Origin of the sequence: Elioraea rosea (assembly GCF_007644105.1) — a bacterium.
Lineage (GTDB): Bacteria > Pseudomonadota > Alphaproteobacteria > Acetobacterales > Acetobacteraceae > Elioraea_A > Elioraea_A rosea.
On sequence record NZ_VFAC01000015.1, the window covers coordinates 63785 to 76095 of the forward strand.

The following is a 12311-nucleotide window of genomic DNA, read 5'->3' on the forward strand; positions in this document are numbered from 1 at the left end:
CGCTCAGCTCTCCTGGCGCGCGAAGAGCGCGAGACGGTCGACCGCGCCCTCGCGAAGATCGGCACGCTCGGCGACCAGAAGGTGCTTGGCCACTTTCTGCGAGGGCGTCTTCGGCAGCGCGGTGCGATACTCGAGGAAGCGCGGCACCTTGAACCGGGCAAGCCGTGCGGCGCAGTGCGCGAACACCGCCTCGGGCGGAAGCTCCGCCTCCGCAACGCCCGGCTTCAGCACCAGGCAGGCCTTCACCTCCTGCCCACGATCGGGATCGGGCACGCCGATCACGGCCGCCTCCTCGACAAGCTCGAGCCCGAGCAGCACGGCCTCGACCTCGCGCGCGGCGATGTTCTCGCCCGAGCGGCGGATCATGTCCTTCACGCGGCCGACGATGTAGTGGAAGCCGCGCTCGTCGCGCCTGAACAGATCGCCAGTGCGGAACCAGCCACCTTCGCGGAACGACTCCTGGTTCGCGTCCGGCTTGTTCCAGTAGCCCTGCAGGATGCCCGGCCCGCGGATCCAGAGCTCGCCGGTCTCGCCCGGGCCGAGCTCGCGCCCGTCGAGGTCGCGGATCGAGGCTTCGCGGAACGGGGAGGGCAGGCCGCACGTTCCGCTGCCGACCATCTCGGTCGCCTCCGCAGGCGTCATCAGCCCCGAGCCGATCTCCGTCATGCCGAAACTCTCGCGCGCGATGCAGCCGAAGCGGCGCTCGAGCGCGGCGTGCATCTCGCCCCTCAGGCCGTAGACGGAGACGCGCTTCAGCGCCGTCGCGGCATCATCCGCGCATTCGGGTTGTTTCAGGACGATCTGCGGGAAGATGCAGTACTCGACGCCCTCGCGCCTGATCCAGTCGAGGAAGCGCGTGGCCGACGGCTTCGGTGCGACGACGAGGCGACCGCCGAGGCGCATCGCCATCAGCAGGTGCCATTGCGGGTCCATGTAGTAGAAGGGCTGGGCGGCGAGCACGACGCGGACGTCGCCCGCGCGCCCCGCCGCGACCCGCGAGAGCGTGAGCCAGTAGCGGTGGGTCAGCATGCAGCCCTTCGGGAACCCGGTCGTTCCCGACGTGTACTGGAGGTTGACGAGATCCTCGAGCCCGGGCGGTGTGCCGTCGGGCCCCGCGGCATCGCCTTCGAGAAGGTCGCGCCAGGCGCGCATCCCCTGCGGCGGGCGCCCGAGGACATGGATGCACCCCCGCTCGAGAGCGGGTCGCCGGGCAAGAAGCTCGAGCACCGGCGGAAGGCAGGCTTCATCGACGACGAGATGCGTCGCGCCGCCATCGCCGAGCACGTAGTCGAGCTCGCGTTCCGTGTAGCCGGTGTTGATCGGGATCATGATCGCGCCGAGGCGGGCGAGCGCGAGCCAGGTGACGGGAAAGGCCGGAACGTTCGGCAGCATGACGCCGACACGCTCGCCGCGCTTCACCCCGGCGCGGGCGAGCGCGGCGGCAACGCGCCGCGTCGCCTCGGCAAGCTGAGCGTAGCTGAGCTCGGTGAGCAGCGTGCCCTCGGGCGCCTCGATGAAGCGCCAGAGTGTCCGTTCACCGTGCTGCTCCGCGGCGGCGTCGACGAAGGCGGGGATCGAGGCGAGGAAGGGTTCGGCTTCGATGCGCGTGCGGAAGGCGGCATGGGCGCGCAGGACGGGATCGTCGGTCCCTTCTGTCCTGCTTCTTGCCTCTTCCATCGCAGGCCCCTCCCGGAACTCTGGCGTCGCCGGAACGGTCAGGTTAAATGAAAGTGATGTCAACGTCAGATTTGCGGATGGAGCGGCAGGCAGGCGCGCCGGATGGCGAGCGCGGGCCGTTCTCGTATCAGGACGATCTCGCCGCGCGCCTCGCCGCTGCGGCTTCGCAGCCCAAGACGGCGCAGACGCGGCTTCGGCTGATGGGCGCGGTCGCGGCCGCGCTCGAGGCGGAGGGGCTGCATGGGCTGCGGGTTGCCGATTGCGTGGCGCGCGCCGGGCTCGCGCATGGCACCTTCTACCGCTACTGGGTCGATGGCAGCTCCGCCGCGGAGGCCGTGCTGTCGGACTTCATGCAGCGCGTGAGCGCGCGCCGCCCGGCGCCGGCGCCGCGGCTTGCGTTGCACCAGCGCATCGTCGCGGCGAACCGGTACTATGTGCGCGTCTATCGCCTCAACGCGGGGCTGATGCGCTGCCTGATGCAGCTCGGCAATGTCGACCCTGCCTTCGCCCGCATCGGCCAGGCCGCCAACGTTGCGCTCGCCCAACGCGTGGTCCGTGCCTGGCTCAGGGCCGACCCGCGTGCCGCAGCGATCGCGCCTGCGGAGAGAACGGCGCGCGCGCTGGCCTGCATCGCCATGGTCGAAGGCGTGTTGCGCGACAGGCATGTGCGCGCGCCGCTCGAGCCGCTCGCCTCGATGGATGACGACGCCGTGGCCGACCTGCTTTCCGATGGCTGGTACAGGATGCTGTTCGGCCGCCCCCCTCCGCGTCGGAGGAGGGTTACGCCGGCGCGCGAGATGTCGGCAGGAGGAATGTGATCGCCGAAGCGGCGAGGAGCATGGCGCCCGCGGCGACGAGGCAGGCGGCGAGCCCTCCCTGGACATAGAGAAGGCCCGAGAGAAGCGTTCCTGCGAACCGCCCCGCTGCGTTCGCGGCGTAGTAGAAGCCGACATCCTCCGCGGCCTTCTCGCTGCCCGCGTAGGCGAGCACGAGATAGGAATGCAGGGAGGAATTCACGGCGAAGAGGACGCCGAAGACGCAGAGCCCCGCCGGCACGACGAGGTCTGGCCTCGTCACGCCGGCCTCGATCATTGCGACAAGCAGGAACGGCACGGAAGCGAGCGCCAGAGACCAGCGCCGCGCGGCGGGCACCTCGCGGCTCAGGCCGTCGCTGCTTCGCCCCATCAGCGCGGGCGCTGCGGCCTGCACGATGCCGTAGCCGATCGTCCAGGCCGCGAGGAAGCCGCCGACCATCGCGAAGCTCCAGCCCGAGGCGTAGAGGAACACGGGAAGGCCGACCACGAACCACACGTCGCGCGCCCCGAATAGCGCCATCCGGGCTGCTGCGAGAAGGTTGATCGCGCGGCTCTTGCCGAACAGCTCGCGCACCGAGCGCGAGGGTGCGGCGCGGCCGAACATGGGCGGCAGTGAGGCGAGCACGCCGAGGAGGACGACGGCCAGCGCTCCGGCCAGCGCCCAGAGCGCGGTGCGGAAGTCGAGCAGCTCGAGCAGCACCCCGCCCAGGAAGAAGCCGGCGCCCTTCATCGCGTTCTTGCTGCCGGTGAAGAACGCGACCCAGCGGAACAGCCGCCCATGCGCCTCGCCGGCAGTGAGCTTGATCGCGCTCTTGCTTGCCGTCTTGGTCAGGTCCTTGGCGATGCCGGAGATGCCTTGCGCCGCGACCACCCAGCCGACCGAGAGCGCCGCACTCCAGCCTGGAGAGACTGCGGAGAGAAGCAGGAAGCCGGCGATCTGCGCCGCAAGCCCCGTTGCCAGCATGCGGCCGATGCCGAACCGCACGGCGAGCCAGCCGCCGATGATGTTCGCCGCCACCCCGGCAGCCTCGTAGAGAAGGAAGAGCAGGGCGAGCGTGAAGGGCGAATAGCCGAGGCGGAAGAAGTGCAGCAGCACCAGCATCCGCAGCGCGCCATCGGTCAGCGTGAAGCTCCAATAGGCGGCCGTGACGATCGCGTAGCTCCGAAGCCCGGACGAAGCCGTCGCTGCCGCTCCCGCCGGCATCGCTATATCCCGACGCCGCGCATGTGGGAGGCGAGATCGACCATGCGGCAGGCATAGCCCATCTCGTTGTCGTACCAGGCATAGACCTTCAGGAGTGTCCCGTCCGTCACCATCGTCGAGGGCGCGTCGATGATCGCGCTTCGCGTATCCCGCGCATAGTCGGCCGAGACAAGGGGGCGCTCCTCATAGCCGAGGATGCCGGCAAGCGGGCCTGCCGCGGCGTCTCGGAACAAGGCGTTCACCTCCTCCGCCGTCGCCGCACGGCGAAGCTCGAACACGCAGTCGGTCAGGCTCGCGTTCAGGACGGGCGCCCGCACGGCGTGGCCGTTCAGCTTGCCGGCAAGCTCGGGGTAGATCAGCGCGATCGCGGTCGCGCTTCCCGTCGTCGTCGGCTGCAGGCTCAGCATGGCGGAACGGGCCCGGCGGAGGTCCTTGTGCGGCGCGTCCGTCACCACGTTGGTGTTCGTCGGGTTATGGATCGTGGTGATCTGCCCGTGCCGGATGCCGATCGCCTCGTGCACGACCTTCACGACAGGGGCGAGGCAGTTCGTCGTGCAGGAAGCGGCGGTGACGATCGGGTGCGCGGAGGGGTCGTAGAGATGCTCGTTTACGCCGACGACGATGTTCAGCACCGAGGCACGCTTGACCGGCGCTGCCACGATCACGCGCTTTGCACCGCGCTCGAGATGGCCCGAGATCGTCTCGGGCGTGAGGAACTTCCCGCTGCATTCGAGGACGAGATCGACGCCGAGCGCGCCCCACGGGATGTCGACCGGTCGCGCATGCTCCGAGAAGCCGAGCCGACGGTCGCCGACGCGTAAGGCGCTTTCATCCTCCGCCGCGATCGACGCCCGCCAGCGGCCCTGCACGCTGTCGAAGGCGAGAAGATGGGCGGTTGCCGCCGCACCACCCTTCACCTCGTTGAGATGCACCACCTCCAGCCGATTGCCCGCGCGCGGATCGTCGTCCGGCCGCTCAGCCGCGCCGAACGCTGCGCGGAGCGCGAGCCGGCCGATGCGACCCATGCCGTTGATGCCGACACGCATGGTCTCACGCGCCCTGGCGGATCGGGTGGGCGAGCTCGTCGAGGTGCGCCTTGAGCGCCATCCGGTCGAGCGCGGGGATGGGCAGACTGAGGAACAGCTCGATGCGCCGGCGCAGCCCGGCATAGAGCTCGTTCAGAAGGCTCGCACGTTCTGCGGCGTTGCCCGAGAACTTCGCAGGGTCGGGCAGGGGCCAGGCGGCAGTGATCGTCGTCGCGCCGAAATCGGGGCAGGCCTGGCCCGAAAGCATGTCGCAGAGCGTGATGACGAAGTCGATGCGCGGGGCTGCCGGCTCCATGAAGAGCGCCCAGCTCTTGCTGCTCAGCGACGAGACGTCATGGCCGAGGGCTGAGAGCTGGGAGATCACCTCCGGCATCGGCCCGGATGGCGAAGGCTCCGAGCCGGCGGAGAAGGCCTGGAACCGACCTTTGCCGAGCTGGTTGAGGAGCGCTTCGGCCATGATCGAACGCGCGGAGTTGCGCGTGCAGAGGAACAACACGGTGAAGCCCGGTGCAGGCATCGGGGCGGTCTCCGTCAGGTCGGGGCGAAAGGAGCCGGCAAGGCTGCCGCAGCGGTCAGGCTCGCCGCCGCAGCAGGTCTCGGAGAGGAAGGCGATGAGTGCGCGCAGCCTCTCGATCTGCACGGCGTAGATCAGCTGCCTTCCCCGGCGCGTCGCCGAGATCAGGCCGGCCTGGTCCAGCGCGCGAAGGTGGAAGGAGAGGGTGGAGGGAACGACGCCGAGCCCCGCGGCGATCTCGCCCGCGGCCATGCCGGACGGCCCTGCGGCGAGCAGCAGGCGCAGAAGGGCGAGGCGCGTGTCCTGCCCGAGTGCCGCGAGGGCGAAGGCGGCGGTTCCCACTTCCATGGTTCGACGATAGTCGAATTGTGGTCTTGCGAGCATTACACTTCGATGACGCCGCGCGGCCCTGTCAGCGCGCCGCGCGTGCCCTCATGGCGCGGTAGCCCTGGAACAGAAGCGGCAGCACGAACAGGACGATCGTCACCGCGAACAGCGTCACCGCGACCGGGCGCTCGAGGAACCCCATCCAGCGCTGGTCGAAGATGATCAGGGACTGCTTCAGGCTCTCCTCGACAAGCTGGCCGAGCACGAGGCCCATCACGAGGGGAGCGGGCGAGAAGCCGTGGCGGCGGAACAGGAAGCCGACGATGCCGAACACCAGCATCGTCCACACATCGCCCATCGCCTGGTTCGGCGCATAGGCGCCGATCACCGAGCAGAACAGCACCGCGGGCCAGAGGATGGCGTTGGGGATGAGCGTGATCATCGCGAAGAGCTTGGCGAGGAACAGGCCGAGCACGAGGAAGATCAGGTTGGCCGCGAGCATCGAGCCGAACACGGCGTAGAGGAACTGCGGCTGTTCGGTGAAGAGGTGCGGGCCAGGCCGCACGCCCTGCACGAGAAGCCCCGCGAGGATGATCGCCGTCGTCGCGCTGCCGGGGATGCCGAGCGCGAGCGTCGGCACCATCGAGCCGCCGACGGCGCTGTTGTTCGCCGCTTCCGGCCCGGCGATGCCTTCGATCGCGCCGCGGCCGAACTCCTCCTTGTGGCGCGAGAAGCGACGGACCTCGTTGTAGGTGATGATCGCCGCTGTCGTCGCCCCGAGCGCAGGGAGCACACCGATGAAGGTGCCGAGAACGCTGCCGATGCCGATCGATTTTCCGGCCTTCCGGAAATCGGCGACCGAGGGAAGTCGCGCCGCCGCCATCGGCAGGCGCTCGACTTTCTCGTCGAGCCGCGTCGCCTGCTCGATCAGCTCGGCGACGGCGAAGAGGCCGGTCAGCACAGGCACGAAGCTGATGCCGTCGGTCAGGTCCGGAAGGCCGAAGGTGAAGCGTTCGACGCCCGTCGTCAGGTCCATCCCCACGCAGGCGAGAAGCACGCCGAGGCAGCCGGCGATGAGGCTCTTGAGCGCCCCCGCGCCGCCGACGGCGCCGAGCATGGAAAGCCCGAACACGGCGAGCGCGAAGTATTCGGGCGGGCCGAAACTGTAGGCGAAGCGCGACAGAAGCGGGGTGGCGACGACGAGGACGAGCACGCTGAAGATGCCGCCGATCGTGCTCGCGACGGCAGACATGCCGAGCGCCCGGCCGGCCTCGCCGCGCGCCGCCATGGGGTAGCCGTCGAAGGCCGTGACGGAGGCGGAGGGATCGCCCGGCGTGTTGATCAGGATCGCGGTGATCGAGCCGCCATAGTTCGCGGCGCAGTAGATCGCGCCGAGGAAGGCGATCGCCGTCACGGGGTTCATGGTGACGGTCAGCGGGAGAAGGAGCGCGCTCGTCGTCGAGCCGGAAAGGCCGGGCAGGGCGCCGACGAAGATGCCGAGAAGTGTGCCGATGAACACGACGAGCAGCAGCTCTCCCGTCATGATCGCCTGGACGCCGCCGAGGAACTCGAGCATCGCCGTCAGCCGAGCAGGAAGCCGAACGGCCCGACAGGCAGCGTGATGCCGAGCGTGCGCACGAACAGGGCCTGCACGCCGGCGGCGAACAGCAGCGTGACAGGGAGCAGGAGCCACACGCGCCGCTCGCCCCAGAGCCAGCCGAGCGCGAACATCGCAACCGTCATCGTCGGCACCACGCCGAGCCAGGGAAGAACGAACACGGTGGCGGCAAGCAGGAGCACCGTCGCATAGGCCATCGGCGGAATGCGGGGCAGGGGCTCGGCCGTCCTGCCGCGCGAGCGCCACAGGAGAAGGAGCGCAAGCCCCGCCATGACGGCGATAACGAGCTGCGGGAACCGTTCCGGCCCCATCCCTTCCATGAGTGATGCGGGAATGGTGTCGAAGCCGAGTGTCGCGGCGAAGGCCGCCGCCGCCACCACGAGGATGACGGCGGCGACCGTCGTGTCGGGGTGCCGCGGGCGGGGGCCTGGCGGTGGCCTCACCGCGCGACGCCGAGCGCGGCGAGTGCCTCGCGCCCCTCGGCGTTGAAGGCATCGAGCTGCGCCTGCCACACGGTCCGTCCGGCGACGGAGCTGCGTGCCTGCCCGGTGCTGTCGAGATAGTTCCGGTAGAGCGGGCTCGACATCGACTTGACGAGCTTCTCCTCGAGGATCGCGAGCCTGTCCTCCGGCACCCCCTTGAGCACGGCGAAGCCGCGCACGGTCGCGTGCACTGAGGTGAAGCCGACCTCCTTCGCCGTCGGCACGTTCGGCAGCGTCGCGATCCTCTCCTCGTGCAGCGTGAGAAGCGGGATCACGTCGCCCGCGCGGATCTGCGCCTCGGGTTCGGACGGGTTCAGGAGCGCGGCGTCGATGTTGCCGCTGACGAGGTTGATCGCGATGTCGCCGCCGCCGCGGAAGGGCACGATCGTCGGCTGCTGGATGCCGGCTTGCCTCGCGAAGCCGAAGACCGCGAGATGGTCGACGCCGCCGACCTGCGTCGTGCCGAACTTCAGCTTCTGCTCCTTCGCCGCGGCGAGGAAGGCCTGCGCGGTCTTGTGCGGGCTTGCCTTGCCGACCATCAGGACCTGAGGGTCCTCCGTCGCGCGTGCGACACCGACGATGTCGTCATAGGCGATGCCCTGCGCGCGGCCGCGCATGATGGTGAGAAGATGTGTCTGCGTGACGAGGATGAGGGTGTGGCCGTCGCGCGGCTTCGAGGCGGCGTAGGCGAGTGCTGCCGCACCGCTTCCGCCGACGCGGTTGACGACGACGAGTTCCTGCCCGAACTCCGCCGGCGCCTGCACCATCATCATCCGGGCCGTGATGTCGGTTCCGCCGCCAACGCCCGCATGGGTGACCACCTCGATGGGACGGGACGGAAAGCGCTCCTGCGCGCGCAGCGCGGCGGGCGCCGCGAGCAGCGGTGCGGACGCGAGAAGGGTGCGGCGGCGCAGCGCGCCGGTGAAGGTCCTGGCCATCATCGTCCTCCCGTTTCGTCGCGGCCGTTCGGGCCGCGCTGCCGCCATCCCTTTCCGGCGGCGAGTCTGGCCGATCATGCCGCGCTTCCTGCCGGTGCAGAAGCCCATCCGCGATTGCGCCGGGATGCGGATGATGCTTGACGCAAACGGCCCCCGGCGGACACAGTGTCCCGTCAGTAGTCTTGTCGAATGCGACGACGCGCCTCCTCTGCGTAATCCCTCTGGAAGCTACGGCTTCCGTTCCGGGAAACGGAGACGGTATGGGAACGACGTGGGCGATCTCGGCAGCTGCTTGGGCCACGTGGCCGCCCTGGCCACGCGAACTCCCCCACTTGTGCACTGCGGCATGGCACGGGCCTCGCGGAGCGGGGCCATGATCGTCGCCGCCGTTCTCGTCCTCGTCGCCGTCGGCTCCGTCGCCTTTCACTTCCTGAGCCCGTGGTGGTGGACGCCGATTGCTTCGAACTGGGGCTACATCGACGACACGCTGATCGTCACCTTCTGGATCACCGGGATCGTCTTCACCGCGATCATCCTGTTCATGGCCTGGTGCGTCTGGACCTACAGGGCGCGGCCGGGCCACAGGGCGAGCTTCGAGCCCGAGAATCGCCGCCTCGAGCTGTGGCTGACCGGGGCGACCACGCTCGGCGTCGCCGCGCTTCTCGCGCCCGGGCTGATCGTCTGGAACCAGTTCATCACCGTTCCGGCGGAAGCGACCGAGGTGGAGGTCGTCGGTCGGCAATGGCTGTGGAACTACAGGCTGCCCGGGCCGGACGGCGTGCTCGGCCGCGTCGACGTGCGGCTTGTCGGGCCCGAGAATCCGCTCGGCGTCGACCCCAACGACCCTGCAGGGGCGGACGACATCGTCGTCGAGAACGATGACCTGCACCTGCCGATCGGCAAGCCTGTGCGCGTGCGGCTGCGCGCGATCGACGTTCTGCACAATTTCTACGTCCCCGAGTTCCGCGCCAAGATGGACATGGTGCCGGGCATGGTGACGTATTTCTGGTTCACGCCAACGCGCACCGGGCAGTTCACCGCCGTCTGCGCCGAGCTGTGCGGTCTCGGCCATGCCGTGATGCGCGGCGGCGTCGTCATCGTCGAGGAGGAGGAGTATCGGGCCTGGCTCGCCGCGCAGGCGGGCGGGACGCGGCGCGTCGCTGCCGCACGGTAAGGGAGGAAGCAATGCGCGACAGAGCGCGAGGCACTCGTACCGGCTACGGAAGGGCTGGCCGATGACGACGGCGTCGAGCCCCCTGAACGGCTTCCCCGACCGGGTTCCACCGGCGGAGGTGGAGGATGTCGAGCTCTACCACGCGAAGTCGTGGATCACGAGATGGGTGTTCTCGCAGGACGCCAAGATCATCGGCATCCAGTACGCGACCACGGCGACGGCCATCGGCCTCGTCGCGCTGGTGCTGTCGTGGCTGATGCGGCTACAGCTCGGCTTCCCCGGCACCTTCGATTTCATCACGCCGGCGGAATACTATCAGTTCATCACGATGCACGGGATGATCATGGTGGTGTACCTGCTCACCGCGCTCTTCCTCGGCGGCTTCGGCAACTACCTGATCCCGCTGATGGTCGGCGCGCGGGACATGGTGTTCCCCTACATGAACATGCTGAGCTACTGGATCTACCTGCTCGCCGTGCTCGTCTTGGTGGCGAGCTTCTTCGCCCCCGGCGGGCCGACCGGGGCGGGGTGGACGCTCTATCCGCCGCAGGCGATCCTGTCGGGCACGCCTGGCGGGACCGGCTCGGGCATCATCCTGATGCTCGTGTCGCTCATCCTGTTCATCATCGGCTTCACGATGGGCGGGCTGAACTACGTCATCACCGTCCTGCAGGCGCGCGCGCGCGGCATGACGCTGATGCGCATGCCGCTGACGGTCTGGGGCATCTTCACCGCGACCGTAATGGCGCTTCTCGCCTTCCCCGCGCTCTTCGTCTCGGCCGTGATGATGCTGTTCGACATGCTGCTCGGCACGAGCTTCTTCATGCCGGCACTCGTGGAGATGGGAGAGCTCGCCAAACACGAGGGCGGCAGCCCGCTACTCTTCCAGCACCTGTTCTGGTTCTTCGGCCACCCCGAGGTCTACATCGTCGCGCTGCCGGCCTTCGGCATCGTCTCGGACCTGATCAGCGTGCATGCGCGGCGGAACATCTTCGGATACCGGATGATGGTCTGGGCGATCGTCATCATCGGCGCGCTCAGCTTCATCGTCTGGGCGCACCACATGTATGTCAGCGGCATGAACCCGTGGTTCGGGTTCTTCTTCGCGACGACGACGCTGATCATCGCGGTTCCGACGGCCATCAAGGTCTACAACTGGCTTCTGACGCTCTGGCGCGGCGACATCCACCTCACCGTGCCGATGCTGTTCGCGCTCGCCTTCATCGTGACCTTCGTCAATGGCGGCCTGACCGGCCTCTTCCTCGGCAACGTAGTGGTGGACGTTCCGCTCTCCGACACCATGTTCGTCGTGGCGCATTTCCACATGGTGATGGGGGTCGCGCCGATCTTCGTGATCTTCGGGGCGATCTACCACTGGTATCCGAAGATCACGGGCCGGATGCTGAACGAGGCGATGGGCCAGATCCATTTCTGGGTCAGCTTCCTCGGCGCCTACCTCATCTTCTTCCCGATGCACTATCTCGGGCTGATCGGCGTGCCGCGCCGCTATCACGAGCTCGGCCCGACCTCCTTCATCCCCGAAAGTGCGGCGACGCTGAATGCCTTCATCACGATCGTCGCGCTGATCGTGGGTGCGGCGCAGATGCTGTTCCTGTTCAACCTCGCCTGGTCGATCCGCCATGGCAGGCCCTCGGGGCCGAACCCCTGGCGCGCCGCCTCGCTCGAATGGCAGACCCCGGAGACACCGCCTGGCCATGGCAACTGGGGCGATACGCTTCCGGTCGTGCATCGCTGGGCGTACGACTACAACGTTCCGGGAGCGGCCGAGGACTTCATCCCGCAGACGGTTCCACCCTCCGACACCGCGGCGACGGGAGAGCACCGGTGACGGCGATCATCATCTATCTCGCGATCGTCGGCTCGGTCGTCGCCGTGTTCCTGTCGCGCCAGAGGCTGCTCGCCAAGCCGTGGCTCGAGGCGGGGCCGGAGGGTGTGCTTCCAGGCACGGGCCCCTCGACCCTGGCACCGGCGACGCTCGCGCTCTGGATTATCATCGCGGTTGCCGGCGCGCTGTTCACGCTCTTCATCAGCGCCTGGCTGATGCGCCGGCACATGGGGCATGACTGGCGGCACGGGCTGCATCTGCCACATATCCTGTGGGTGACGACGGCGATCCTCGCTGCAGGAAGCATCGCGCTGCATCTCGCACAGCGCGCGGCGGGAGAGGGCCCGCGGGGCGGGATGCAGGCGGCGCTCGCCGCTTCCTGGTTGCTCGCGCTACTGTTCCTTGGCGGCCAGGCGCTCGCCTGGCGCGCGATGATCGCCGCCGGCCAGGGCGTGGCGGCAAGCCCGGATGTGTCCTTCTTCTACCTGCTCACGGGGGTGCACGCCCTGCATGTCGCAGGCGGCATGATCGCGCTCGCCGCCGTCACGGTGGGCGCCCTGCGGCGAGAGCCCGAAGCCGCGCGCGATCCGCTCGCTCTCTGCGCCACGTACTGGCATTTCCTGCTCGTCGCGTGGCTCGTCCTGTTCGGCCTCATGCTGCACGGCTGAGG

11 protein-coding genes are annotated in these 12311 nt (G+C 68.7%); 4 read left to right on the forward strand and 7 right to left on the reverse strand.

Features of this window, described 5'->3' with window-relative positions:
- Positions 1-3: 3 nt before the first annotated feature.
- Positions 4-1677 carry a class I adenylate-forming enzyme family protein gene (locus FIF60_RS11315; protein WP_144186187.1) on the reverse strand — a complete coding sequence of 558 codons (1674 nt, stop codon included), beginning with the start codon at positions 1675-1677 and terminating at the stop codon, positions 4-6.
- A 77-nt stretch (positions 1678-1754) separates the two neighbouring features.
- Between FIF60_RS11315 and FIF60_RS11320 the strand changes: the two genes are divergently transcribed.
- Positions 1755-2495 (forward strand): TetR/AcrR family transcriptional regulator, encoded by a 741-nt coding sequence (locus tag FIF60_RS11320; protein ID WP_144186188.1) that lies wholly within the window; start codon positions 1755-1757, stop codon positions 2493-2495.
- Here FIF60_RS11320 and arsJ read toward each other — a convergent pair.
- From arsJ to FIF60_RS11350, 6 genes are all read right to left on the reverse strand, one after another.
- Positions 2458-3696 carry an organoarsenical effux MFS transporter ArsJ gene (gene arsJ / locus FIF60_RS11325; protein ID WP_144186189.1) on the reverse strand — a complete coding sequence of 413 codons (1239 nt, stop codon included), beginning with the start codon at positions 3694-3696 and terminating at the stop codon, positions 2458-2460. The genes FIF60_RS11320 and arsJ overlap by 38 nt on opposite strands.
- Before the next feature lie 2 nt (positions 3697-3698).
- A complete protein-coding gene (locus tag FIF60_RS11330) occupies positions 3699-4742 on the reverse strand; it encodes an ArsJ-associated glyceraldehyde-3-phosphate dehydrogenase (protein ID WP_144186190.1) in 1044 nt (347 codons plus the stop codon).
- A gap of 4 nt (positions 4743-4746) precedes the next feature.
- Positions 4747-5604 carry a metalloregulator ArsR/SmtB family transcription factor gene (locus FIF60_RS11335; RefSeq protein ID WP_144186191.1) on the reverse strand — a complete coding sequence of 286 codons (858 nt, stop codon included), beginning with the start codon at positions 5602-5604 and terminating at the stop codon, positions 4747-4749.
- Between the two features lie 64 nt (positions 5605-5668).
- Positions 5669-7159 carry a tripartite tricarboxylate transporter permease gene (locus FIF60_RS11340; RefSeq protein WP_144186192.1) on the reverse strand — a complete coding sequence of 497 codons (1491 nt, stop codon included), beginning with the start codon at positions 7157-7159 and terminating at the stop codon, positions 5669-5671.
- A gap of 5 nt (positions 7160-7164) precedes the next feature.
- On the reverse strand, positions 7165-7644 hold the full coding sequence (locus FIF60_RS11345; protein WP_158639173.1) for a tripartite tricarboxylate transporter TctB family protein: 480 nt from the start codon (positions 7642-7644) through the stop codon (positions 7165-7167).
- Entirely contained in the window at positions 7641-8624 is a 984-nt protein-coding gene (locus FIF60_RS11350) for a tripartite tricarboxylate transporter substrate binding protein (RefSeq protein ID WP_158639174.1), read from the reverse strand. Before FIF60_RS11350 ends, FIF60_RS11345 begins: the two co-directional genes overlap by 4 nt.
- A gap of 370 nt (positions 8625-8994) precedes the next feature.
- Here FIF60_RS11350 and FIF60_RS11355 point away from each other — a divergent pair, with 370 nt between their 5' ends.
- The 3 genes from FIF60_RS11355 (at position 8995) to FIF60_RS11365 (ending at position 12309) form a co-directional block, all read left to right on the forward strand.
- Positions 8995-9795 (forward strand): cytochrome c oxidase subunit II, encoded by an 801-nt coding sequence (locus tag FIF60_RS11355; protein WP_144186195.1) that lies wholly within the window; start codon positions 8995-8997, stop codon positions 9793-9795.
- Positions 9796-9856: 61 nt separating this feature from the next.
- Entirely contained in the window at positions 9857-11644 is a 1788-nt protein-coding gene (locus FIF60_RS11360) for a cbb3-type cytochrome c oxidase subunit I (protein ID WP_144186196.1), read from the forward strand.
- Complete coding sequence (locus tag FIF60_RS11365; RefSeq protein ID WP_144186197.1) at positions 11641-12309, forward strand: cytochrome c oxidase subunit 3; 669 nt, start codon at positions 11641-11643, stop codon at positions 12307-12309. Before FIF60_RS11360 ends, FIF60_RS11365 begins: the two co-directional genes overlap by 4 nt.
- The last annotated feature ends 2 nt before the right edge of the window (positions 12310-12311 follow it).